Source organism: Vibrio sp. SBT000027 (assembly GCF_963894355.1).
In the GTDB taxonomy this organism is placed as follows: Bacteria; Pseudomonadota; Gammaproteobacteria; order Enterobacterales; family Vibrionaceae; genus Vibrio; species Vibrio splendidus.
Window position 1 is genome coordinate 1,221,434 of the sequence record NZ_CAWQGD010000001.1, and the last position, 25,683, is coordinate 1,247,116.

At 43.2% G+C, this 25,683-nt stretch carries 21 protein-coding genes; 9 read left to right on the forward strand and 12 right to left on the reverse strand.

The genetic code is table 11. From position 1 onward, the window contains the following. Nucleotides 1–52 precede the first annotated feature (52 nt). A complete protein-coding gene (focA, locus tag AACU28_RS05235) occupies nucleotides 53–1,504 on the forward strand; it encodes a formate transporter FocA (protein ID WP_121602505.1) in 1,452 nt (483 codons plus the stop codon). A 316-nt stretch (nucleotides 1,505–1,820) separates the two neighbouring features. Here focA and AACU28_RS05240 read toward each other — a convergent pair whose 3' ends face one another. From AACU28_RS05240 to AACU28_RS05250, 3 genes are all read right to left on the reverse strand, one after another. Further along, complete coding sequence (locus AACU28_RS05240) at nucleotides 1,821–2,390, reverse strand: YceI family protein (RefSeq protein ID WP_004730890.1); 570 nt, start codon at nucleotides 2,388–2,390, stop codon at nucleotides 1,821–1,823. After that, nucleotides 2,387–2,926, reverse strand: a complete 540-nt coding sequence (locus AACU28_RS05245) for a cytochrome b (RefSeq protein ID WP_004730891.1) — start codon at nucleotides 2,924–2,926, stop codon at nucleotides 2,387–2,389. The genes AACU28_RS05240 and AACU28_RS05245 overlap by 4 nt, the downstream gene beginning before the upstream one ends. A gap of 185 nt (nucleotides 2,927–3,111) precedes the next feature. Beyond that, entirely contained in the window at nucleotides 3,112–3,357 is a 246-nt protein-coding gene (locus AACU28_RS05250) for a DUF2164 domain-containing protein (protein WP_004730892.1), read from the reverse strand. Nucleotides 3,358–3,642: 285 nt separating this feature from the next. On the opposite strand from AACU28_RS05250, the gene AACU28_RS05255 reads away from it, so the two are divergent. Both AACU28_RS05255 and AACU28_RS05260 read left to right on the forward strand, forming a co-directional pair. Then, entirely contained in the window at nucleotides 3,643–4,278 is a 636-nt protein-coding gene (locus AACU28_RS05255) for a hypothetical protein (protein WP_017081124.1), read from the forward strand. Between the two features lie 575 nt (nucleotides 4,279–4,853). Beyond that, nucleotides 4,854–5,591 carry an EAL domain-containing protein gene (locus AACU28_RS05260; RefSeq protein ID WP_029405125.1) on the forward strand — a complete coding sequence of 246 codons (738 nt, stop codon included), beginning with the start codon at nucleotides 4,854–4,856 and terminating at the stop codon, nucleotides 5,589–5,591. A gap of 213 nt (nucleotides 5,592–5,804) precedes the next feature. On the opposite strand, the gene AACU28_RS05265 is transcribed toward AACU28_RS05260, so the two are convergent. The 3 genes from AACU28_RS05265 to AACU28_RS05275 are packed head-to-tail and all read right to left on the reverse strand — an operon-like array spanning nucleotide 5,805 to nucleotide 11,004. Continuing rightward, on the reverse strand, nucleotides 5,805–8,864 hold the full coding sequence (locus tag AACU28_RS05265; RefSeq protein ID WP_121602506.1) for an efflux RND transporter permease subunit: 3,060 nt from the start codon (nucleotides 8,862–8,864) through the stop codon (nucleotides 5,805–5,807). Continuing rightward, the gene (locus AACU28_RS05270) at nucleotides 8,861–9,916 is read right to left on the reverse strand and encodes an efflux RND transporter periplasmic adaptor subunit (RefSeq protein ID WP_121602507.1); all 1,056 of its coding nucleotides are present in this window, start codon (nucleotides 9,914–9,916) and stop codon (nucleotides 8,861–8,863) included. The genes AACU28_RS05265 and AACU28_RS05270 overlap by 4 nt, the downstream gene beginning before the upstream one ends. Further along, a complete protein-coding gene (locus tag AACU28_RS05275; RefSeq protein WP_121602508.1) occupies nucleotides 9,916–11,004 on the reverse strand; it encodes an efflux RND transporter periplasmic adaptor subunit in 1,089 nt (362 codons plus the stop codon). The genes AACU28_RS05270 and AACU28_RS05275 overlap by 1 nt, the downstream gene beginning before the upstream one ends. A 150-nt stretch (nucleotides 11,005–11,154) precedes the next feature. Between AACU28_RS05275 and AACU28_RS05280 the strand changes: the two genes are divergently transcribed. Further along, a complete protein-coding gene (locus AACU28_RS05280; protein ID WP_017081129.1) occupies nucleotides 11,155–11,895 on the forward strand; it encodes a TetR/AcrR family transcriptional regulator in 741 nt (246 codons plus the stop codon). A gap of 126 nt (nucleotides 11,896–12,021) precedes the next feature. On the opposite strand, the gene AACU28_RS05285 is transcribed toward AACU28_RS05280, so the two are convergent. From AACU28_RS05285 to AACU28_RS05295, 3 genes are all read right to left on the reverse strand, one after another. Next, nucleotides 12,022–13,293 carry a DEAD/DEAH box helicase gene (locus AACU28_RS05285; protein WP_017082286.1) on the reverse strand — a complete coding sequence of 424 codons (1,272 nt, stop codon included), beginning with the start codon at nucleotides 13,291–13,293 and terminating at the stop codon, nucleotides 12,022–12,024. Nucleotides 13,294–13,350: 57 nt separating this feature from the next. After that, entirely contained in the window at nucleotides 13,351–13,962 is a 612-nt protein-coding gene (locus AACU28_RS05290; RefSeq protein WP_017086305.1) for an acyl carrier protein phosphodiesterase, read from the reverse strand. Between the two features lie 174 nt (nucleotides 13,963–14,136). Further along, complete coding sequence (locus AACU28_RS05295; RefSeq protein WP_004730901.1) at nucleotides 14,137–14,265, reverse strand: hypothetical protein; 129 nt, start codon at nucleotides 14,263–14,265, stop codon at nucleotides 14,137–14,139. A 446-nt stretch (nucleotides 14,266–14,711) separates the two neighbouring features. Here AACU28_RS05295 and AACU28_RS05300 point away from each other — a divergent pair, with 446 nt between their 5' ends. Then, a complete protein-coding gene (locus AACU28_RS05300) occupies nucleotides 14,712–15,935 on the forward strand; it encodes an aromatic amino acid transport family protein (protein ID WP_004730902.1) in 1,224 nt (407 codons plus the stop codon). Nucleotides 15,936–16,083: 148 nt separating this feature from the next. Then, nucleotides 16,084–17,508 (forward strand): methyl-accepting chemotaxis protein, encoded by a 1,425-nt coding sequence (locus AACU28_RS05305; RefSeq protein WP_121602509.1) that lies wholly within the window; start codon nucleotides 16,084–16,086, stop codon nucleotides 17,506–17,508. Nucleotides 17,509–18,030: 522 nt separating this feature from the next. Here the strand turns inward: AACU28_RS05305 and AACU28_RS05310 are convergent. The 3 genes from AACU28_RS05310 to AACU28_RS05320 form a co-directional block, all read right to left on the reverse strand. Continuing rightward, on the reverse strand, nucleotides 18,031–18,756 hold the full coding sequence (locus tag AACU28_RS05310) for an HAD-IA family hydrolase (protein ID WP_029224226.1): 726 nt from the start codon (nucleotides 18,754–18,756) through the stop codon (nucleotides 18,031–18,033). A 305-nt stretch (nucleotides 18,757–19,061) separates the two neighbouring features. Beyond that, nucleotides 19,062–20,870, reverse strand: coding sequence for an HD domain-containing phosphohydrolase (locus AACU28_RS05315; protein ID WP_121602510.1), 1,809 nt, complete (start codon nucleotides 20,868–20,870; stop codon nucleotides 19,062–19,064). Between the two features lie 60 nt (nucleotides 20,871–20,930). Then, the gene (locus tag AACU28_RS05320; RefSeq protein ID WP_054541112.1) at nucleotides 20,931–21,425 is read right to left on the reverse strand and encodes a hypothetical protein; all 495 of its coding nucleotides are present in this window, start codon (nucleotides 21,423–21,425) and stop codon (nucleotides 20,931–20,933) included. 248 nt (nucleotides 21,426–21,673) lie between these two features. Between AACU28_RS05320 and AACU28_RS05325 the strand changes: the two genes are divergently transcribed. From AACU28_RS05325 to AACU28_RS05335, 3 genes are all read left to right on the forward strand, one after another. Further along, entirely contained in the window at nucleotides 21,674–22,150 is a 477-nt protein-coding gene (locus AACU28_RS05325; protein WP_017088239.1) for a CreA family protein, read from the forward strand. Nucleotides 22,151–22,292: 142 nt separating this feature from the next. Next, the gene (locus AACU28_RS05330; RefSeq protein ID WP_004730908.1) at nucleotides 22,293–23,597 is read left to right on the forward strand and encodes an inosine/guanosine kinase; all 1,305 of its coding nucleotides are present in this window, start codon (nucleotides 22,293–22,295) and stop codon (nucleotides 23,595–23,597) included. Nucleotides 23,598–23,890: 293 nt separating this feature from the next. Then, a complete protein-coding gene (locus AACU28_RS05335; RefSeq protein ID WP_121602511.1) occupies nucleotides 23,891–25,639 on the forward strand; it encodes a formate--tetrahydrofolate ligase in 1,749 nt (582 codons plus the stop codon). Nucleotides 25,640–25,683: the final 44 nt, after the last annotated feature.

Below are 25,683 nucleotides of genomic sequence, written 5' to 3' on the forward strand. Positions count from 1 at the left end.
CCAAGTCATTAACACTAGGAATTACACATGACGGATTGTTCAAGGGGGGGATATGGCAACCAGCACTTCTGAAAATCAGCAACTGTTCTCGCCAACAGAAATGATGGCGGAAGCCGAGAAGTTTGCATTAAGCAAAGCAAATAAAACCAGCAGCATGACATTGAGTTTGGCAATCATGGCTGGCGCATTCATCGGGCTTGCTTTTTTATTCTATATCACGGTGACCACGGGTAGCGCTGATGCTGGATGGGGATTGAGTCGTTTAGCCGGCGGTCTTGCATTCAGTATGGGGTTAATCCTGATTGTGATTTGCGGTGGCGAGCTGTTTACCAGTTCAGTGTTATCAAGCATTTCATGGGCTAACAAGCAAATCACCTTCACTAAGATGCTGTCTATCTGGGGCAAGGTCTACGTCGGTAACTTCATCGGTGCCATGTTCCTATTGGCTTTGGTAAGCGCAGCAGGCTTATATCAACTGGATGGCGGGCAATGGGGCTTAAACGCTCTGAACATTGCTCAACACAAGCTACACCACAGCCCTGTTCAAGCTTTTGCTTTGGGTGTGCTTTGTAACTTGTTGGTGTGTTTAGCGATTTGGTTAACGTTCAGCTCTGCGAACGCTATGACCAAAGCAATGATGACCGTATTACCTGTTGCAATGTTCGTTAGCTCAGGCTTTGAACACTGTGTGGCGAATATGTTCATGGTTCCACTAGGCATCACGATTCAAACATTCGCACCAGAGAGTTTTTGGATGCAAATCGGAGCGACGCCTGCTCAGTACGCAGACTTAAACATCATGAAATTTGTCACCGCAAACTTAATACCAGTGACAATCGGCAACATTGTAGGTGGTTCAGTATTGGTCGGCTTAGCCAATTGGAGCATTTACCGTCGCCCGCAGCTGAAAGCAGCAAAAATTACAGCAATTACACAAACAACAGAAATTACGTCAGTTAAGGAAATCACTATGAACACAGCAACGACTATCAAGCAAATCATGAACACTCAACCAATTACACTGAGCGTAGAAATGCCTACATCAGTCGCAATTGATTCCCTTCTAGACGCTCAACTTGTTAGCGCTCCTGTTTGCGATGTTGAAGGTCGTCTAGTGGGTATCTTCTCTGTTCACGACGTAATGGTTGACCTTTGGTGCCAAGATTACATCCCGACAAAAGGTCAGAAAGTCGTAGACCTAATGAGCCGTGACGTTGTGGCTATCGATGCAAACGACAAGTTAGTCGACGTTGCTGAGTTCCTATGCATCGACAAAGAACAACTGTACCCGACTACAAGCATGGGCTTCGCAACTCGCCTGACTTCTCTTTCTCTAGAAGAGCGTGCAAAAGCGATGAAAGTAAGCCAACCACATATGCTGCCAGTGCTAGAAAATGGCGCAATGGTCGGTGTGTTAACTCGCATTGAAATGATGCAAGCACTACGTCCAATCTACGGTGACCGACTAAACGTGGTTCCTCAAGCTGAACTAGAAACGGCTTAACTAATCGTAAGTTGAACTATTAGGGATTAGTAGTTCAATTAGATAACTCAGTCATGGCAACGTTGACTGGCAGAAGTAAATGGTGGCTTAAGGCGCAGTAAAAGGTTTGACACAAAACAGACCTAAACGCGTGGCCATTTACCTCAATAAAAAAGGCGCAAAGTGAAAACTTTGCGCCTTTCTCTATTTCTAGCGGTTTTGCTACTTTCCCTATTGCCAACTAGCTAACTGCTGACCTTGTTAGTATCGACCAAACTTTTGATGTTTCTAAAAAATGTTGATACCTGTCAGAGAGGTAGAAAACTAGAAAGCTAGATTACTTCTTTACACCTTCAACGTGCAGATCCATGTCTACATAGCTTGAAGCGCCCATTACTGGAATGTTGAAGTCAGCAAGCTCTAGACGAGTTGTACCAACGAATCCAGCACGCTCACCGCCCCATGGGTCTTGACCAGCACCAATGAATTCAGCTTCGATAACGATAGGCTTAGTTACGCCATGAAGTTTAAGGTCACCCATTACTTCAAGTTTGCCGTCACCTTTATCAACCACTTTCGTGCTGTTGAATGTAGCATCAGAAAACTTGCTTGCATCGATGAAATCACCGCTACGGATGTGCTTATCACGTTCTGCGTGGTTTGAGTCAAGACTTGTAGTATCAACCGTTACGTTTATTTTAGACGCTTCAACGTTGCTTTCATCAAATGAGAAATCACCTGAGAACGTGTTAAAACGACCTTGGATAAAGCTGTAACCTAGGTGGCTAACTTTAAAGTTAACTGAAGCATGCGCACCTTTTGTATCAATCACGTAATCAGCGGCGTTCGCAGCGAAAGGCATTGCCATAGCAAGTGCTAATCCTGTAGCGATAATTGACTTTTTCATTTTGAAGCTCCTATCATTTTTCGTAGCGTATCGTCTTTGTCGATAACGTGGTGTTTTATCGCCGCTAAGGCGTGCACTGATGCCATAATGATCAGTACCCATGCAGCATAGTAGTGAATCGTTCCTGCGAGATCCGATTGGTTTTCAAATAGCTCACCCATACTTGGAACAGTGAACCAATTAAACACGTCGATCCCACGGCCATCTGATGTTGAAATCAAATAACCTGAAATAAATAAAACCGCTAGGTTAATGTACATAAAGCCGTGCGCTATCTTAGCGGCTGCAACTTCATAACTTTTGCCTTCTACCTTAGGTGACGCGGTAACTAGTTTCCAAAGCAAACGGAGAACAGTAACTGTAGCCAAAAGAATGCCTACCGAACGGTGGTAGTCTGGCGCTGTTTTGTACCACTCGCTGTAGTATGAAAGATCAACCATCCATAGGCCTACACCAAATAAGCCAAATATTGCGAGTGCTGAAATCCAATGCATTGCTCTTGCTAAGGGATTGTAATTTTTAACGTTGTTGTCCATGCATCTGTTCCGAATGTTAACGAGTCGTGTAATTTTGAAAAGCGTACCCTACACTAAGTTTGTGTAACATATTATTTACCAAGCTTTACATTAGTTACATCATTTCAAATTAAACAAGTTATTCAAAATTTTTGAACAAGTTGCTTTATTGACAAATTTCTTTGTCGAACAATCGCTTGCTGTGTCTATATTTCAACGATTTGTTCAATTTCATAGAGCTCATCTGAGATATCTAACATTTTTCGTTCCATGACTTTCTGAGCATCTTCTATCCCCTTGTTGTAGTAAACCGCACCAAACTTTTTACTAATGAAGTCGACCAAGAATTCCGTGTCGAACTGACCAAGATCTACATCGAGTTCATCTTGCAGGTACTTTTGTAATGTATGAGTGAGCTCAGACTTTTGTTTCGAATCTAATTGAATGGTCATGAATGTGTCCAAATAAAGAGTAAGTAGAACAATTGTGATTAGCTGACTAAGATTAGGTTAACTATCGATAACTTTACTAAGTCACCATGAGCCTGCTAACTCACTATTATTTCTCATAATTTAGATTACAGACCCGTAGAGCGCCAGTGCTATCCATAAAAACGCCCTGCAATGGCTAATTTTGATAGAGGGATCATGAACTGGCACTTTGACGATAGGTAATGGCACTGCAATTACCGTACTATTGCCCATCAATAAGATAGTAACTGTGTATAAGGGACTTCATTGTTATTAGATCTAGTGATTAAAAGCGTCAACCAGTTTCAAGACGATTGCCTAAAGCTTTGTGAACGCCACTACCCTACGGTACACAATCAAGGGATCAGTGAGCACCATATAGGAAAAGCTTTTGCTCGACGAATGGAGCACACCTTCGTTAGCTTTAATCATGCAAGCAACATCAGCCCGCTCGAAATGCTTTCTTCTGGTGAAACCCCTCGACACTTCCGAATCTCCTCGGAAATAGGAACGGTTTGGATGATCAGCCACCACATGGTGAGCGCGGGAAAAACTTGTCGTAGAAAGTTGATGTTGGACATTCATAACTGGCAATCAGAGTATGGATTTGCAATCCAACCCAATGACGTTTTGATCATTGTCTCCGACCATTGGATAACCCGAAGTAAAAACAGCGGTGAACTATTGCATTGGTGGATGGGAGAACTCCCAGACGAGATAACCGAATACAGCCAACAAGGCATCACCCTAAGAGAGAGCGAGTCTCAATTTGCCGCTGATTTGAATATTAACTTTAAAATTAGCCCTTGTTTTATTAAATTTGGCCACCCGTTAAAACGGTCAGGAAATCATCAGTTAGTACGTAAATATCTGCAACTTTATGCGGTACTTCAATGGCAGTGATAATACGGGTCAACTTTTTCATTCAATATTGAAAGTAAATTGTTAGACCTTCATCCCAGTATTTTATAAAAGGCAACTCATTCCCTGTTCATTAATTATTCGAACTTCCTGTTTTAATTATTAATAGCCAATCGACTCACAGTCTCGATTTTGAGAGATAGATATCATTTCTGTGTAACTCGCTTAGTCAATCTATTTTATAACTTTGACACTCCCCCATAATTTAAGCCATTAACCCTACTTTTCTCTGGTGTATCAGCGTTCTAGCCTTATATTGGTTGGGGTTAATATGTGAGACGTTACTCAGCCATTAGATTCACTTAAACTATCAAACACAGTCAATGATAAGTAAATTTAATGGTTAATGTCATTTATCATGCTGATTTTTCGTTAGTTATATTAATTTAAATATTGACGTTACAAATGAATTTTTATTAATTGACAATTTAGTAACACCTGTCAATATTGTGACAGCCGTGACGTATATTCTCGTCATTAAATAAACCCCTTTATTAGCGACTATGATTTTATCAGACAGAAGTGAATTTATTAGCTGTATATCTGTGGATGCCGATATGCAGTTTATTGCGAAATATCAAGACCTAACACTTAGAAGTGTCTACCAACCTATATTTGATTCTTCTATGACTCAGATAGGTGTAGAGGCTTTAGTTCGAATTTCGAACAGCAAAGGTGCCATTGTTCGCCCTGATCACTTCTTTCATTCCGACGAAACCTCATGCACAGACAAAATTAATGTCGAGAGGCTGAGCCGAGCCATTCATATACGCAACTTCGCACAGTCGACTATTCGTCATTTACACCTATTCTTGAATGTTCTTCCTAATGTTGGCGAGCTATTTGCTGCAGAGAAAGTGAGCGACAGCTTGCTAGCTAAACGCCTGCATGAGCTTAACTTATCGTGCGAACAAATTGTGATGGAGTTGGTCGAGCTTAATGTAGAGAGTGAAGAACGTTTGAAAGACGCGGCCCATTCATTAGCGGAAAATGGTTTTCAAATCGCTGTTGATGATTTCGGAACACAAGCGTCAACAGAACAGCGGGTTCGCCATATTAATCCTCATATCATCAAGATAGATCGCTCTGTGATGTTGGATTTTGAACAAGGCGACACAAGTGAAATGGAGTTGGCCCTAAAGCTTGCTACTCAAATCGGTGCGAAGACGGTAATCGAAGGTATAGAAACCCAACAACAACTCGCAGCGATGCAAAATTTAGGCTTCGATATGTATCAAGGTTATCACTTAGCCATGCCAAAGCCGATTGAGTTAGATCTCCGCCTCGCAATCTAGAACTGCCCTCTATTCTCTATTCTCTATTCTCTATTCTACAGGAAACCGCTTTACCATTGGTTAGCGGCTTTTTAATACCTATCTCTTTCTTAACGCAACGCTCGCTGACGCTATAGTCTCTTAGCACGATCTTGTATCGCCAAGTCACACCCATAAAAAAGCCCAGTCAAAATTGACTGGGCTGGCTTAAAAGAATCTGTTTTATATCAATCCCTAATAACCCGCAGTGGACGGTTTGATTCTATATAGAATAGCGAACATCACTGGTACTACTATTAGCGTTAGTACGGTAGCAAAGCCTAAGCCTGCCATGATGGTAATCGCCATCGAGCCGAAAAATGCATCGAATACCAAGGGAATCATCCCCAAGATAGTCGTCAGTGCTGCCATAGATACCGGTCGTACACGACTAATCGCACTGTCGACAACCGCTAAGTATGGGTCTTTACCTGTTGAGAGTTCAGTGTTGATCTGGTCAAGCAGTACGATGCCGTTTTTCAAGATCATGCCGCTTAGACTTAGCAAGCCCAAGAACGCTGTGAAGCTGAATGGCATATTGGTACCTAACAGACCAATCGAAACACCAATGATAGAAAGTGGTACCGTAAACCAAATCACAAGTGGCTTACGAAGCGAGTTAAACAAAAGCATAGTAATGATAAACATCAACAAGTAACCCATTGGCAGTGAACCAAATAGAGATTCTTGTGCATCTTTCGAACTTTCGTACTCGCCACCCCAACTAATGTTGTAACCTGTTGGTAGCTCTAATGCTTCTACCTTTGGTTTAACACGAGCAAACAAGCTCGCCGGCGTTTCATCACCCAATACATCGTGATCAGCCAGTACGGTTAGCGTACGTTTTCTATCACGACGTTGAATCAGTGGTTCAGACCATTGAAGCTCTACACCATCAATCACTTGCTCTACAGGAATATAGGTTTGCAGCGATGGGCTCCAAATCTTCACATTGTTTAGTGATTCAAAATCAAAGCGCTCTGCTTCAGGCAGGCGTGCCACGATAGGTAACATGTGCGTACCATCACGCAGTAAGCCGATGTTGTAGCCACCAAACGCCATTTGTAAAGTCTCGGACAGATCCGTCTTTGAAATACCAAGACGACGAGCCTTTGATTCGTTAAACAGTGGCACGAGCTCTTTGGTACGTTCACGCCAGTCGTGACGAACATTTCGAGAGCCTGGGTCCGCTAACAAGATATCTTCCACTTCAACCGCAATACTGCGCAAGATTTGTGGGTCGGCACCACTAATACGAGCCTCGATTTTTGAAGCTGGTGACGGGCCAAACTCAATCAATTTGAATTGGAACGTAGGTTGTTCAAATTTGTGGGCTAAGTCCTTGTCTAACTCTTCTAGGACTTCGAACATGGTGTCACGGTCAGTCGTTCTAACTTGTAGCTGACTATAGGCTTCGTAACTTTTCTCTGGTTGATATGTCAGCGCAAAACGTTGCATACCCTGCCCAACCGTTGTTGTCACAAACTCCACGTCATCTTGTTGACGAATGTAGCTCTCAACCTTTTCAGTTTGTTTGATCGTTTCACGTACATCCGTACCTTCTGGCATCCACATGTCTACATAGAACATTGGCGTATTTGATGGCGGGAAGAACTGCTGCTTCACCATACCAAAACCGACGACAGAAACTGCTAATAGCGCGACCATACTTACTACAGTAAGCCATCTAAATCGAAGCGCTACTTTCAGGCACGCACCAAATACAACGAACAAGATTCCTTTGTAAGGGTCTACGTTTTCATCAACCTTGTCTTCTTCTTTAAGCAGCATCTCAGCAAGGAATGGCGTTAGTGTTAGTGCTGTTACCCAACTCAAAAACAGTGAGAAACACAGTACCCAGAACAACGAACCCATAAACTCGCCTGTCGCATCTTTCGACAAACCAATCGGTGCAAACGCTGTGATTGCAATAATGGTTGCACCCAATAGTGGCCATTGCGTTTGTGTCACGATGTCTTTTGCTGCTTGAAGCTTAGTCTTTCCTTTCTTCAAGCCAACTAGAATACCTTCAACGACAACAATCGCGTTATCCACCAGCATACCCAGTGCGATGATCAAAGCACCCAGCGAGATACGGTGCAGTTCGACATCGTTGTAGTCCATAAGAATGAACGTACCGAATACAGTCAGCAGCAGAACCAAACCAATGATCAAACCACTGCGTAAGCCCATCGCGAACAGAAGTACGATGATAACAATTGCCACCGCTTCCACTAGGCTGATCAAGAAATCAGAAACCGACTTGTCCACTTCTTGCGCTTGGTTGTAGAAGTAATTCAACTCAACGCCGGCTGGCTTAATGCTTTCTAAACGATCAAGTTCCGCATCAAGCGCATTACCGATTTCCACCACGTTTACGCCCGAAGAGAACGCAATGCCTAGGTTGATTGCTGGTTTGCCGTTATAAGTTAATACATTCCCTGGTTTTTCTTGGATTCCGCGAGTGACCTCAGCGACATCTTTTAAGCGAATTAGGTTACCTGTATCGCGGCCATGAATGATTAAGTTTTCTAGTTCTTCAACCGTACTTAAAGTGCCATTCGGTTTGATCGTTAGGTTTTGGCCATTGAGCATTACCTCACCGGCTGACACCACACTGTTTTGTTGTGATAGCAGTGACGTAACCATCGACATATCTAGATTCAGCGCGGCTAAACGCTCAAGTGACATCTCAACAAACAATTGCTCTTGTTGGTCACCTGCAATGCTTACTTTCCCTACACCGTCGACCAATTCGATTTCACGGGTTAGATAATCAGCATATTGTTTAAGCTCAACGTAATCGTAGCCATCACCCGTCAGCATGATCATCACGCCAAACACATCACCGAAGTCATCAATGATCTGAACTGAGTTAACACCACTAGGAAGCGTGGGCTGTAGATCGTTGATCTTACGACGCATTTCATCCCAGATTTGTGGTAGCTCGTCTGGACCGTAGTCCATCTTCATGCTCACCATAATTTGAGACATACCATTCGACGACGTTGAGGTTATCTTGTCGATATAAGGCAGCTGTCTTATCTCTTTTTCAAGCGGGTAAGTCAGCTCTTCTTCAACTTCCATTGACGTAGCGCCAGGATAAGTTGAAATAATCATTGCATCTTTAATAGTAAAAGCTGGGTCTTCTAAACGGGATAGGTTGCCAAAAGACGATATACCACCAATGGCTAAAATGACTAGAAACAGCCAACTGATTACTTTGTTTTTTATTGAATATTCTGCGATGTTCATTCTGCTTTTCCTGACAATTGGATTCCGTCACGGAGTTTTCTTAGATTCGAGTTTACGAGTCGATCACCTTGCTCAACGCCATGAGCGATTAATGCGCCTTGGCCACTGATCTTGTCGACTTCTACTTCGCTTTTAAATGCTTGTCCGTCTTCCATTTTCCACACATAAAACTGATTCGCTTCAGAACCCGCTTCTAAAGTTGTCATTGGTAATTGGTAGCCTTGAACATCGCTCAAGCCGGCTTTCGCCATATCCACGTTCACCGTAACGCTGGTGCCCGGCAGGATTTCGTTTTTAGGTTGTTGCATCTGCATCCAAAATTCGTAAGTACGCGATTGTGGGTGCAATTCACTGGTGTGCTCCAAATACGTCAGTGGATATTGGCCAGTGTGACCGCCAAAGGTCGCCTCAGGACGATAGCTATTTGAACGCATGTCTGGACTGATCGATGCCAAGATCGAATCTGATACTTGAATTCGTACATACACCTTATCGTTTTGGTACACGCTTAATAGTGTTTCACCCGGTGTCGTGTTTTCGAAACGTTGCTTGTCCACGGTAGAAACGGTCCCGGAGAATGGCGCTAAAAGCTCTGTGTAACTTAACTTGCGCTCTGCAGCCGCCAAATTCGCTGATGCCAGCTTATAGTTAGCCGTTAGTTGGTCTAGCTCTGACTGCGACAACATCTTGCTACCAAACATCTCCGTACCACGGGCTAACTGCTTGCTCGCCAGTTTGAATTGAGAGTTAGCATCAGTAAGATCTTGGAGATACGTTGCGTTGTCTAAGGTCGCAAGTAACTGGCCTTTTTCGACGTTGTCACCGGCTTCTACCAAGACTTGTTGGATTTCGCCTGCGAGCTTAAATGCCAATGGGGTCAATTCAGCGGGCATTACCTGACCGTTAAAACTTCTGAATTGATCAGTCAGCGGCGCGCCAACTTCAAAGGTAGAAACTAACAGAGGGGGTTGTTCACGATGTACAGCTTCACTGTTACAGGCTTGAAGTAACATAGCCGACGCGACAACAATTGATAATTTGGAAAGGTTCATTAAATACCGCCCTCACGTAACCAAGCTTTTACTTGCTGTCCATCGGATAACACATCCACACCCGCTTCAACGATAAGGTCGCCAGACGACAATCCATCAATAACCTTGCCTTGCTCATCAAGAAGGACTTGTACTTTAGAAACCAATTGAGAATCAGGGTTATAGCGCCATAGCTCACCATGGTCAGCTTCTTTGGTTAACCAAGCTGAATCAACAATGCCAATACCGTAGTCAGATTTATGCTTCTGAACTTCAACTTGCGCTGTCATCCCAGAAAGTAAATTGATGCCTTCCGGCTTTTCGATAGATACAACCGCTTGGTAGCTGTTGGTGTCTTCATCTGGTTGTGTAGAGATTTCTTTAAAGCGAGTCGGGATACGAATACCACGGTGGCTATCCATCACAACCCACATGTTTGAGCTCGTTAGGTCTTGAATAGAACGATCTTCAAGCTTTGATACTGGAATAGAAAACGTCACGTCCATTTCACTGTGATTCAAAATATTCAGTACAGGCTGCTTTTCTGCGATCAATTGATATTGTTTTCCAAACACCATCGATACCACGCCATCGAATGGAGCAACTAAGGTGGTGTAGCCAAGGTTTGTTTTTGCTTGGTCCAACTCAACGTCAGCGGCAGTAAAGGTGTTCACGGCTTGGTCATAGTAATCGGTACTGACTAACTTTTTCGCGTACAACTCAGAAGCTTGTTTGTATTGGCTATTCGCAAGATCAAATTTAGCTTGGGCAGCATCAACGGCAATACGGTAATCCGTCGCGTCTAATACGGCTAACACCTGACCTTTCTTCACTTCTTGTCCCATACGCACATCGAAGGCTTCTATATCACCACCCACTTGGAAAGAAAGTGCCGCACGGTCGGTTGCATCAACCTTTGCAATAAAGCTATCAAGATCAATATCAGTCTGTTGCGGGATTTCGAACAGCTTGACTGGCTTGATTACCTGCTCATTTTCCTCTGACTGAACTTTGTCACATCCAGTTAGAGAGCCTGCGAGCAAAAGTGCTGCAATAACAGCTCCCATGCGCTTGCTCAATATGGCATTGATAGACAAGTTGGACTGCATGATGTCTCTCCATTTAATTATTATGATTTATTACACAGATGGGCAGTATATTCAAAATTCCGTAATCCACAAGCTTTACTTTCCACCTGTGCAGTATTTTTTATTTGAGTAAAAACAGTGTAGAATGTGGTAATCAGGTAAATGTGTGAAATGAAGATGACTGAAAAGAAACAAGGCAGAAGAAGCGCAAAAGACGCTGAAGAGACGAGATTTTTGATCATGGGTGTTGCTGCGGATATGTTCTGTGAGCATGGTTATGATAGCGTTTCGCTTCGTAACATCAGTGAAAAAGCAGGTGTATCGCATAGCCTTATTCGCCACCACTTTGGCAGCAAAGAAAAAATCTGGCATGCGATAAGCGATTGTTTACACGCCTATTTTCAGTCTTATATTGCTAAGATAGTGGAAGAGTTACCAAAAGGCGTCGCACCAAACATTACTATCTATTTATTTAGTATGCGCCTCTTTAGCAACATGATTCACTCACGAAAACCGATGCAACTTATCACTGACTCTGTTCGACAAAAAGACAACTTGGTCGATTACTTTATCGACAATGTTGGCGATGTCGAAAAAGAAATCAACATGTTAGCTGAACAATATAACGATGCGAATCCAGAGAACTTGATCAACATTTATGAGATTAAGTGGCAAATGATCATGTATGCGCACGGAGCGGTATGCCTAACTCCCTTCATGGAAAGCACTTGGAATGAAGGCGATATGGTCACCTCGCCCGAAGATGCCCTACTTAAGCATTGGCAGCTTTTCAACACGCAGATGGTCAGCAAGTTTAGAATCGAAGACCAATGGGTGCTAAACCCAACTAGCTTAGAAGAGCTAATTTATGAAGTGCCCTGTGTATGGAAGTGTAATCAAGAACATCATTAATCCAGTGTTTTATCTTCCTTGGTCGTAAATTGATTTACTTGAAACAAAAATGCGCCGTTACAGAACCAACTGTAACGGCGCATTTTTATATGTATAGATCTTTAAACTGGAGCTTTGTCCAGCTTGTTAGCGACGTGCTTTACCGCGGTTTTGGTGAATCTTAAGCTTCGCTTTGATCTTACGTTTTTCTGATGAACGACTTTTACTGCGACCACCGCGATCGGGGGCTACATCTTTTTCTAGGCTTGGTTCAAAGCCCTCTAGCCACTCTTGAGGCAAGCGAGTATCAAGTAAGCGTTCAATGTCACCCAATAGGTACGCTTCATCCTGACTCATCAAAGAAATCGCTAAACCAGTATTACCTGCGCGGCCAGTACGTCCGATGCGGTGGACGTAATCTTCAGCTTTAAATGGCATGTCATAGTTCACAACTTGTTCTAGCTGCTGGATATCAATACCACGAGCTGCCACGTCGGTTGCAATCAACGCTCTCACCTTGCCTGATTTGAAATCGTCCAGTGCTTTTTGGCGCGCACCTTGGCTCTTATCACCATTGATTGATGCCGCTTTGATGCCGTCTAACTTAAGCTCTTTAACTAGAGCATCAGTGCCCTGCTTAGTTTTCGTGAACACCAACACTTGTTGCCAGTTTTTTGAGCCAATCAAATAGGCTAGTAGTTCACTCTTACGCGATTTATCAACTGGATAAACCATCTGGGTAACCGTGTCCGCGGTGCTGTTTTTTGGCGTAACTTGAATTTCGCTTGGTGACTGCATCATTCGATGTGCAAGTGCTTTAATTTTATTGTCGAACGTCGCAGAGAAGAACAGCGTCTGACGTACGTCGTTCATGCGAGAAAGAATGCGTTTGATGTCAGGCATGAAGCCCATATCTAGCATGCGGTCTGCTTCGTCTAATACCAGCACTTCCGTTTGGCTTAACATAATGTTCTTGGTGAACATATGGTCAATAAGACGACCAGGCGTCGCTACAAGAATGTCGGCGCCTCCGCGTAGGTTATCGGTTTGAACCTTCATGCTAACGCCGCCGTAAGCCACCACAACTTTAATATCGGTGCCTTTCGCATAACTCGTTACGTTATCAAACACCTGTTGTGCCAATTCACGCGTTGGCACTAACACAAGTGCACGAACGAGCTTAGGGTTCGGAATAACATTGTCTTTAGTCTCGATTAATCTTTGAATAATCGGCAAACCAAACGCCGCGGTTTTACCGGTACCCGTTTGCGCACCAGCCAGTACATCTTTGCCTTCCAGTACCAATGGAATAGCTTGTTCTTGAACACTAGTCGGAGCCGTAAAGTTTAGCTCTGATAGCGTTGTAAGAAGTTGCTCAGACAATCCTAGTTGGTTAAAAGATTGGGTAGATTCAGACATAGTATGATGCTCAAAGATTAAATAGGCGCGGATTGTAGCAAACCTGCATTACGCTGTTTACCTTTCCTTTTGATTTTTCTTCATTTGAAGTGCATTAAACTGCTTCGCTTCTTCTAAAACGTTGGGATACAGCTCATTAAAGTGACACTGCAACGTATCATAGTGACGTTCGAGGTCGTCGTAACAATTTTTGAGCATGCCTAACTTGGGCCTTCTCAACGCCATACGTTGCAATACCACCTCTATGGAAGACATGTCTTGATAGCTTTCCAGCCAACGTTGTTCAGCCATCTTCTGATGAATCGTAATGAAGTTCTCAGGCCAGTGTGGCTCTTGATGTTCAAAGATCTGTTGATGACTATCGAAACAAAAATGCTCCAACGTCTGCTGCGAGAACTGAGTCCAATGATTGGCTAAGCAGTGATCCCAGAATACATCCAGTGCAATAGGTGCAAAGCGACGCGTTTGGTCTAAAAAAAGCGATTTTGCCGATCGGGATACATCGTGGCGGTCTGTGTAACTATCCACGAATCGATGAAGTCTTATTCCGTCTGAAAGCGAGGTTGAATAGTGTTTATTAGGGTCGCCTTTAACGAAGTCACCTAACAGATTACCAGCTAAGTTACTTTTACAATGTTGAGCGATGTGGAGGTGTGCGAGAAAGTTCATTGAACCTCATTAAAGTATCGAGAACTAAGTAACATGGTAAACGTACTCGTTTATCTTCGCGAACTTTAATGAGGATAGTTTTGTTATGACGTGTGAGCGAATGAGATTTGCTCAGTTTAAGAATTGTCTAATTTGAGAACGTTGAACTACAGAAACCTTTAGTTCAGGTAAAACCTAGTTCGAAGACTTAAAAAGTTCTTCTGCTAATTGTTTAACCGCCTGCTCGTAGTCAGATAAATCAATGCCAATTTCCATGGCATCTAACAACTCAAGACTTTCGTCATTAAAAGATTGGTCACTCATAGTGCCCCCTCTATTCCTTGATGCGGACATGATGTCCGATTAACTAGTGCACCATCTTGGACTTATATTATGTCACTTTGATGAACGCACTCTACTCTACCCATTCCATATTTATAGCTTGAAGCTACTCGCGATCATTAGCGCTTGTTTACGCTAAAGGGGTATACGCGAACGACATATGTACTGTCACCTTACACCAAGTACAACAAATTACTCTACAAATTTTGAAGCAGATCATGGTCAAACGTTTGCTTCGGGCATTTGAGTGCTTCCAACCCACCAATCGTAAAATATAGTTTACAGTGGATATTTTTAATTACATTAGACATTGCATTTGGAATTAAACTCAATCAGAATACTTAAAAATCGAGATATTCTTTGGGTTTATGCGCTTAAGCTAGAAGAATTACAATGAAAACACACCCTAACGTAAAGAATTATATACAATGAATAAATCAAAGGTTTTTGGTAGTACTTTGATCATTGCAGGCACCACTATTGGTGCTGGCATGCTCGCTCTTCCACTTGCTTCTGCAGGTATTGGCTTTTCAACCTCACTTTTTCTAATGCTGGGCTTATGGGCCCTAATGGCCTTTACTGCATTGTTAATGGTAGAACTACATCAATTCGCTGATTCTGACGCAACCCTACACACGCTAGCTGACAAAATTTTAGGGACAAAAGGTAAGTGGATCGCTAGCTTTGCAGTTATGTTCCTTTTCTACGCTCTGTGTGCAGCTTATATTGCAGGCGGTGGTGCGCAGTTTAATCAACGTATCTCGGATATTTCAGGCATTGAGCTTAATGGCCAAATCACAACCCTTCTATTCACACTGTTAGTTGCTGGCGTTGTTACGATTGGTACGCACAGTGTTGATAAAGTTAACCGCGTTTTATTCGGACTTAAACTGATTGCGATGGTACTGGTACTCAGCTTCCTAGCACCAAACATCACCTCTCAATACCTAATGAGCATGCCTTTACAGCAAGGGCTGATTGTTGCAGCAATCCCAGTCGTGTTTACCTCTTTTGGCTTCCACGGCAGCATCCCTTCAATTGTTCGATACCTAGATGGTGACGTTCGCTCTCTACGTAAGGTCATGATTATTGGCTCTGCACTCCCTTTGGTCATCTATGTTTTCTGGCAGAGTGTGACTCTAGGTGTGATTAGCCAAGAGCAGCTTTTGTCGGATACAAGTTTGGGCGCACTGTTAGTCTCATTGTCACAAACCGTTCATCAATCAAACCTTAGCGTTATCGTTGGCGTATTCGCGGACCTTGCATTGCTGACTTCTTTTATTGGTGTGAGCTTGGGGTTATTTGAATTCATGGGGGATTCACTGAGTAAGAAACTAGGCAGTGCAAAACGCGTTAAAACGGCCGCTATCACTTTCTTACCGCCATTAGGTTTTGCCTTGTTCTACCCACAGGGTTTCATTACAGCTCTGGGCTACGCAGCCATAGCACTTTCAGTGCTCGCAATTTTGCTGCCGACAGTGATGGTATACAAGATTCGTTACACGGATTTCTCTGTAGAACCTCAAGGTACAGAAGCGACTTACCAAGTGCTCGGTGGAAGTAAAGCGTTGTTTTTAGTTGGCAGCGTAGGCGTTTTTATCATTGCGATTCAAATCCTTATTTCAGTAGGGCTATTGCCTTCTCTGGGCTAATAAACCCATAGAGAACAAAAATACTTGATAGATGTCTCATAAACGATATGTTGGTATCATTAATTTTCACAATTAGTCGATTGGCATCACATTTTTATTGAGGTCGGTTATTTAGAGTCCACGGTAAAGGATTTACCGTGGAGTTTTTATGAAAGAAGTACAATTTCGAACGATAGATAAACTGTTTATTAAAATGTCTATCAACGACAAGTTTTGGGTCATTTTCTTGATCTTTTTTGCCGCTGTGGCAAGCCTCGCTGGCCTCAACTACGTCAACAATATGGAACAAATTGACGCGAGTGCAAAACAGCAGGTTGAATATCAATTGCAAGGCATTTTATCAGCGTCAGATTCCCCAGCTTCCGTTCGTTCAGTTAGCCAACAAACACGTCCTCAAGAAACAACCATATTGAAGAATGGTGCAGTTACAGCAACAGCCATTGCACAAGATGGTAATTACTACTCTCTTACCGTTTCAAATCTCGATACGCAGAATCAAAAGCAGCAAGCACTGTACTCTTTATTACTCAGTTTTTTGTGGTGTGTGCCTTTTGGTCTTTTCTGTTACTGGGTGGCGACTTTTCTAGGCGGTGCACTGTGGGTGCTTTACTCAACTACTCAAAAGATTGGTGATGGCGACTTAACATCACGCCTTGGTTTCCACCCAGGACGTGATGAGTTCGGTACGATTGGTTGTGCACTTGACCGTTCAATGGACACGCTTAGTGAGCTAGTCAACAACGTAAACCACAGTGCAGCGACACTAAGCGAAACATCGGCTTCTTTCGAAGCAGAGATGAAGCGCAGTGAAACACAAATTATGAGCCAGAATGCGTCTCTAGACTCTGTTGCTACTGCCATGGATCAGATGACGGCTTCAGCCAATGAAGTCTCTAACATTTCAGCACGTTCAACTGAACAAACTGAACAAGACGCGCAGCAAATCAACGACAGCCATACGAAAGTTCAACAAGCCATCTCAGAGATCACCACACTCTCTTCTTTGATTGAGCAAACCTCATCTTCAGTTACCAGCTTGAATGTGAACACTAGCCAAATTAATGAAGTGATCACGACGATCAACGCAATCTCAGAGCAAACTAACTTGCTTGCATTGAACGCGGCGATCGAAGCTGCTCGTGCGGGTGAACAAGGCCGTGGTTTCGCTGTTGTTGCTGATGAAGTACGAACGCTTGCAAGTCGCACTCAGTCGGCTACGGTTGAAATCCAAGCGATGATTGAACGCTTACAGCAAGAAAGCCAAAATATCGCTAAGATCACCGAGCAAACGGTCGATCAAGCGCAAACTAGCAGCCAACTGATTTCAAACATTGGGGACGATGTAAACTCGATTGCTGACTCAGCTCAAACGCTAATGGATATGAGTATTCAGATTGCAACCTCAGCGGACGAGCAAAGCAACGTAGCGAATACCATCGCAGCTGAGCTTAACGATATTCGCAGTCAATCCGATGTGATTAAAGAAGTGGCTCAAAACTCTTCAAATGGCGTGTCGACACTGACAGGCGCATCAGTTTCTTTGTCTAAAACTTTGGCAAGATACCGCACTTAGATTTGAGTGATCACTTAGGCTTACCAAGTTAAATTCAGCGAAACTAAAAAGGACTCATCATGAGTCCTTTTTTGTCGACGCTCGTTAATAGCAACGTGCGTTTATAGCAGCGTCCTCTAATAGCGACGCACGTTTATAGAAATTTTCTTTAATAACAACTTCCGTTAATAACAGCTTCCTTTAATAACAACTTTCACTAATAACAACAGGAAACACATGGTCTTTAACGATGAGATTATCATTACCATGAAGCAAGTCGCAAAGGCGAGATTATCAAGTGTCAAAACTGTCTAATATTCGAGCTTAGGGGTAATCTAATTAAACGGGTCTTTTTTCGCTTACCCTCTTGCTGCAGGTGACACATAATGAATAAAACAGAAACACCAAACACCGACGACATTACATGCCCTTTATGCCAACACGACGAATATCTACTCTCAGAAAGTGGAGAAAAGTTTACTTGTGCATCTTGCGGTTTTCACACTAAACAATTTAGTAAGGTAGTCAGCCTTCAGCTAGGCTCTACCCCACCAAAGCTGCAGGGTTCGGTATTCCACCACTTGAGCAGTGCTTGCCATTAATCCAAACCGAAATCTCTTCCAAACTGTAGATATCCTGAGCCGCTACCTCTGATGAGTCGGCTTCGGGATCTACGATTGATTCATTAATACTTGGGCGCAATCGGAATGATTGAATACCCGCACGAACACCCGCTTCAATTCCTTTCAAAGTATCGTCCACATAGATACACTCATTGGGTAAAAAGCCCATATTCATGGCTGTATACATAATCAGGTCAGGTTCAGGCTTCCAGCTGTTGGCATCAAAAGCTGAAAACACTTTACCTTTAAAGTCATCGAGCATTCCTGTCATTGCCAATGAAGATTCAACCCGAGACTTAGGCGCATTAGAAGCGATACAAAATTCGATGTCCTGTCGCTTTAGGAATTCAATGAGCTCGATGGCACCATCCATCGGCTTTAAATGACGTTGGAACAAAGCTTCTAATTCAATACGATATAACGGCTCAAGCGTATCAATCGAGATAGATAGCCCTAAACGTTCTTGTGTATCCATTAAGATATCGGCCAGCTTTCCACCTTGAAAGTGCGCATAGCAGTCATTAACGTTTAGCTCCGCCCCAAAGCCGGTGAATACATTCACCAAGGCTTGGCAACAAAGCTTTTCGCTATCGATGAGTGTTCCATCACAATCGAAAATTACACATTTAGTCTGTTCTAACCGCATAGCTCTCTCACTCGCATTGAATTCAAGTTTTATCCTATAGTGTTCTTTCAATGCGCGGGATGATTAAGATAACAGTTTGCGGACGCAGGCTTATTTCTCTTCGCGAAATATGGGCTTGATCACCTTATGGCTCGACATAAGCAACAGCTTTCATCAAATTAACCCAGAATCTGCAAAACCAAATACTACAAGGTTTACATAAACGACTTAATTTCAGTGGAAAATATAAATTGCCACGTCCTAGTCGGATTAGGGTGAATTGATAAAGAAACCAAGACTTGTAGACTATTCAGATAGAGCGAGAGTTAGCTAACAACCGACTCTTCTAGAACCTTAACTTCAATCGAAGGTACAGACGCATATTCTACAGCTCCAGTATCAGGATACGAATCTCGGATAGCTACAAACTCGGGCAGGTGTTTCAGTAGCAGTTTGGTTAGCTGAGGATCAAATTGATAGCCACACTCTCTCTCGAACAAGTCGACCACCATCTCTAATGGCCATGGCTCTTTGTAACAACGGGCACTAAGCAGTGCGTCAAATACATCGGCTACGGCAGTGATACGAGCAAACAAGTGAATTTGTTCACCTACCTTGCCATTAGGGTATCCAGCGCCATCCCAACGCTCATGATGTTCGTTAGCAATGATTGCCGCGAGGTTGGTAATATCACCCGCTCCGCTCTTTAGTAAATTGTAGCCCGCAGTGGTGTGAAGTTTCATTACATCCCACTCTTGGTCTGTCAATTTACCTGGTTTATCCAAGATAGATTCCGGAACCGAAATCTTACCGACATCATGCATTGGGCTGATGATCTCAATCATCTCGACCTCGCGATGACTCAAGCCACGATACTTAGCAAGCAAAGCGGATAACTTGGCTACACGCTTAACGTGATTACCCGTCTCACCAGAGCGAGTTTCAATGGCTTCACCCAGCACATGAATCATGTCTTTTTGAACATTCAAAGTTTGTTTCTGTAGTGCAAGGATTCGCTTGTTCTTTTTTGCCAACTCTTTCTTTTGGCGCAGGGTAATAAATTGCATCACGATAATCACGCTCAGCCCTGTAATGACCATGATTAAGCCCAACAACAATTGAAAGTTCTTTTGTAAAAAGGAGGAAGGCTCGTTAACAATCACAGATCCTGTCGGCAGTACATTATCACCAATACCAAACTTTTTAAGCGCCGGATAATTGAAAACAAAACGCTTGTTGTCACCAGGAACTAAAGGTGTAGAAAAATTAAGAGGCACATACTTATTCAACGCACTAACGGCCTCTTCACCCATGCTACGCGAGTGGTTTACATAACCTCCGAGTACATCACCGACTATATTAAACTGCCATAACGCAAACACTGGTGCGGCGCTCGATGCAGATAAGGTTTCCGCGACCTCTTGATAGGTATGATATACACCTTGATCTAACTCAGTATTGTAGTGGCTCAGTAAGACTGCATCGTCAGCAGATACCCCTTTCAAGAACTCACTTGTTTGCTTGAGCGACAAATCGCGTATTTCGACCAAATTAATCGATGGAAAGTCTGCCATAATACGGCTTATATCTTTACGGATTAGCTCAGAAGTGACACTGTAATCATTGATGAAATAGAGGTTCTTAAGATTAGGTCTTAATTTAGAGATCAGCTTTATATTAACGTCTATCTGATCGTTCTCATAAAGCACAGTCGCTCTATCAGACACCGCATACATATCGGTGCTTATGTCGTTGATACCCGCCGCAACAATAGGTGTCGCACGGTCAATCAACGCACTCAGTGATTCAAGGAAATTAGCCGCGTTATCGTCAGTCGCAATAACCCCATCAAATTTATAACCTGCGTATTTGGCTTGTAAGTAATCGGCGAGAGAGTCGTAGTACTCAGAGCTATGGACGCGCTTTGTATCCAAATACTCGATTGAGAGTTTAACTTCGGTTTGAGATTGGCTGAACGCACTGTCTATCCCTTTCTGAAAATCAGCAGTCCATTGGTAAGAAGGTTCGTATGAGTGTAAAACTAGGATGCGTTTGATATCCCAGTCGTTAGCAAAACTGACTGTAGAAAAAGCGCTAACACACAATACAGCGATTGATATCAATAGCTTGTACATACAAAACCCTTTATAAAAGATGGGGTATTGTACTTAGATTAACGCTTTCTCAAAGAATCTTTAGTTCTCGACCCACACTTTATCGTGAGAAGCATGATCTTGTGCCCAAAAATCATGTAACTGCTTAGCAAAGCCGTTGATATCTTGACCGTTTTCAATAATCACGTCGGAGATCAACAGAGAGTCTTCCGCTTCTGTGACAATAGCACTCGCCACAACATCACCATTTTGAGTTCCAATGTATAAAACATGCTCATCAGACAACATAATCTGACTCAAGAACTCAAGCATATGTGCCCTTTCGGTTTCATCGTGATAAACACTGGCTTGGTTAAGTGAAAAAAGTACCGTCAGTTTATGGAAGTCGACTTTATGCAGTTCATCAATTTGGGAAGGAATTTGATCTTGAGCGAGGAGTTGGTAATTCTTGGATGGGAGTCTGCTTTGATAAAGTTCTCGACCTAGCAAGCTCTCCTTTGCGGGGTAAGCAATGTCGAGTTGGCTAAACAGCCATTGGTTTTTCTTATGTGCGCTTTCAGGTATTTCGTTATTCATTCTTTTAGTACCTAATATTAGTAACCCCAAATATCACAGTTATTTGGGAGACATATGGTCGGCGTAGGAGCCGAGCTACATGCAGAAAGGATACAGAGCATGACTAACGCCAACAAGTACTTTAAATGCTTCATATTTTTCATTCTCTCATAACATCCTTTAAGAACTCGGTGAAAAGCTCTACACTCGTATTCAAGCTTTCAATATCCTTATAGTAAACAGAACTATATAAATAAAAAGGACTTCTTATGAAAAAAGCCTTAATAGCAGCAGGTATCATCACAATGTTGGCAGGCTGTTCGGACAACGAGGTTGGCGACGTCTCTTTGGGATTCTTCACAATGAAGGATATCAAAATGTCATCTTTAGATGATGATAAGATCGAAGGAGTGACTTGTCACATTGCATCAATCGAAGCAAACCTGAGTCTTTCCGATCCAAGCGATAGTTCTATCTCTTGTCGTCAAACAGGCGAAATCACACCAGAAATGATTGCAAAAATAGACAAAAGTAAATCAGGTGAAGTGGTATTCAAGCAGTCGAAAAGTATCTTCTTCAAAACGATGAAGGTTCGTCGTATCTACGATGCTGAGAATCAATCGCTGCTTTACTTATCTTACACAACCAAAGAAACAGAAGGCAGCTTCAAACATAGCCTTTCAACCGTTCCGCTATGGGGTACAAAGGCTTACGTAGATCCAGCAACACTCGTACCAGTCGAGTAGTCTCACACGAATAGTCTGAAGCAAAAGTAAGCTGAATCACCTGTACAGACATTGTGCAGGTGATTCAAAATGTAATAAAAATGAAAGAAACAGAAACAAAATGTGATATCATGCGGCAAAATTTTTTCACTGTATTTGTCATATGAAATTTCCTGGACAGCGTAAATCTAAGCACTACTTTCCAACTCACGCCCGTGATCCGTTGGTCAACCAAATTCAACAAACACCTAAGCTACACCGCGCAACAGTTGTCGGTATAGGTCAAACGATTGTTGATATCGAAGCCCGTGTTGACAACGAGTTCCTAGAAAAATACGAGCTGAGTAAAGGCCACTCACTAGTATTGGAAGAAAGTAAAGCAGATGCGCTGTATGAAGAGTTAGTTGAGCGCGGTTTGATCACGCATCAATACCCTGGCGATACTATCGGCAACACACTGCACAACTATTCTGTTCTTGCAGACAGCAAATCTGTCCTACTTGGCGTAATGTCTAAGAAGATTGAAGTTGGCTCATTTGGTTACCGCTACCTTTGCCGCACATCTTCTCGTATGAACTTAAACCACTTACAAACCGTTGATGGTCCCATTGGTCGTTGTTACACGCTCATTACCGAAGATGGCGAACGTACGTTTGCGATCAACGAAGGACACATGAACCAGCTGCTTCCTGAAAGTATTCCTGAACAGATTTTTGAAAAAGCGTCTGCATTAGTTGTGTCTTCATACTTAATGCGCGGTAAGCCTGAAGATCCGATGCCAAAAGCGGTACAAAAAGCTATTGAATACGCGAAAGCGTACAATGTGCCAGTTGTACTGACACTTGGCACGAAGTACGTGATCGAAGGTAACGCTGAATGGTGGCAAGAATACCTGAAAGAAAACGTAACCATCGTCGCAATGAACGAAGACGAAGGTGAAGCATTAACGGGTGAAAAAGATCCGCTATTGGCTGCGAACAAAGCTCTTGAGTGGGTTGACTTAGTTCTCTGCACTGCAGGCCCTGTCGGCTTGTACATGGCAGGCTACACTGACGAACCAGCGAAACGCGAAACTACACTGCCATTGTTACCGGGTAACATCCCTGAGTTCAATAAATATGAATTCAGCCGCGCGATGCGTAAGCAAGACTGTAAAGACCCAGTAAAAGTGTACTCTCACATTGGCCCTTACTTAGGCGGCCCACTTGAGATTAAGAACACCAACGGTGCTGGTGATGGTGCACTTTCAGCACTACTTCACGACATGGCAGCAAACAGCTACCACCACGTTAACGTGCCGAACTCTGAGAAGCACGAACACGCTTGTCTAACTTACTCTTCACTGTCTCAAATTTGTAAGTACGCAAACCGTGTAAGCTATGAGGTATTGACTCAGCACTCTCCTCGCCTTTCTCGTGCGCTACCTGAACGCGAAGATAGCTTAGAAGAAACATACTGGGATCGTTAATCAACCATGCCAGGTTGTTAACTCATTGAGGTTGATGACCAGCTAGATTATCCATTCCTGAAGGGCTGCTATATGCAGCCCTTTTTGTATTCAGCACTAATATAACTGCAGCTGAAGGTAGTCATATCGAATATTTTGCTCGTTTAAGATTTGATCTCGCGCAATGACTCTTTAGATCTGTTATCTTCCAGCACATAATTCGTGTGGTTTGCCTTTACTTGGCAAATTTATACAGTACCATCGCCACGCAAACGTTTACGTACCACCTTTCGGTTCTGATATAAGGATCAAATATGCTGTCTGATATTGATATTTGTCGCTCTACTCCCCTTAAAAACATCAGTGAAGTTGCCAAACAAGCTGGCCTACAACACAACGAACATCAGCCATTAGGGCAATACAAATCTAAAGTGTCTCTGACATCACTTGAACGCCTCGCCAACCAACAAGATGGTAAATTGGTCGTGGTGACCGCGATCACACCAACGCCTCTTGGCGAAGGCAAAACCGTCACTACTATTGGATTAGCACAAGGCCTCGCAAAGATTAACCAATCTGCGATGGCCTGCATTCGCCAGCCTTCAATGGGCCCAGTATTTGGTGTAAAAGGCGGCGCAGCGGGCGGTGGTTACTCTCAAGTCGCCCCTATGGAGCAATTAAACCTTCACCTCACTGGCGACATTCATGCCGTGACGGCCGCTCATAACCTCGCCTCTGCAGCCATTGATGCACGCTTGTATCATGAACACCGTGAAGGATTAGACGCCTTTGAAGCACGTTCAGGCTTAAAAGCGCTCAACATTGATCCTAGTAGAATCGTTTGGCGACGTGTACTGGACCATAATGACCGTGCATTGCGCATGATCACAGTAGGCAAAAACGAAGCAGACAAAACAATTAATGGCCTTGAACGCGAAGATGGTTTTGATATCTCAGCCGCTTCAGAGCTGATGGCTATTCTCGCTCTAGCAGATGACCTTCAAGATTTAAGAAAGCGCATCGGACGAGTGGTACTTGCTTACAATAGACAAGGCTTGCCACTAACCGCAGAAGACTTCAACGTCGCGGGCGCTATGACAGTAACAATGAAGGACTCTATTGAACCAACATTGATGCAAACCCTTGAAGGTGTTCCTACTCTAATACACTCAGGGCCTTTCGCTAACATCGCACACGGTAACTCATCTATTATTGCTGATAAGATAGCGTTAAAGCTGAGTGATTTTGTGGTAACTGAAGGTGGTTTCGGCTCAGACATGGGTTTTGAGAAGGCGTGTAACATCAAGGTGAAAGCGTCCAACAAGAAGCCCGATTGCGCCGTAGTTGTCGCAACATTACGCGGATTAAAAGCCAACTCTGGTTTATACGATTTGAGACCGGGTACTCCATTACCTGATTCAATCTTTAATGACGATCAAGACGCGCTCACAGCAGGCTTTGAGAACCTTAAATGGCATATCAACAACGTTAAACAATACCAAGTGCCCACAGTTGTTGCGATTAACCGATTCCCACAAGACTCAACTCAAGAGCTCGATGCTTTGAAACAGATGATCACCGACTTCGACCCAAGCGTTAGCGTTGAAGTAAGTGAAGCTTTTGGTCAAGGTGGCGAAGGTGCAATTCAGTTGGCTCACGCCGTGGTAAAAGCATGCCAAACAGAGAGTAAATTTAAGCCTTTGTACTACTCTGAGCAAAGCTTAGAAGAGAAACTGATGGCAGTCGCTGAAGTCGGATACGGCGCAGCCAGTATTTCACTATCACCACTGGCAAGAAAACAACTGACTGAGTTCAACCAACATGGCTATGGCGACCTATCGGTTTGTTTGGCAAAAACGCCATTATCGATTTCAACAGAAGCTCAAATAAAGGGTGCACCCACTCAGTTTGACGTACCCGTTAGAGAGTTAAAACTGTGTGCTGGTGCCGGCTTCATCTACGCTTTGTGCGGCAACGTAATGACCATGCCAGGTTTACCTGATAAACCGGCTTTCATGTCATTAGATATTGATAGCAATGGAAATATTATCGGCCTAAGCTAGGTGCCCTTAGCTAGATAAACGGCAATTAATCGCGATTAATTGGG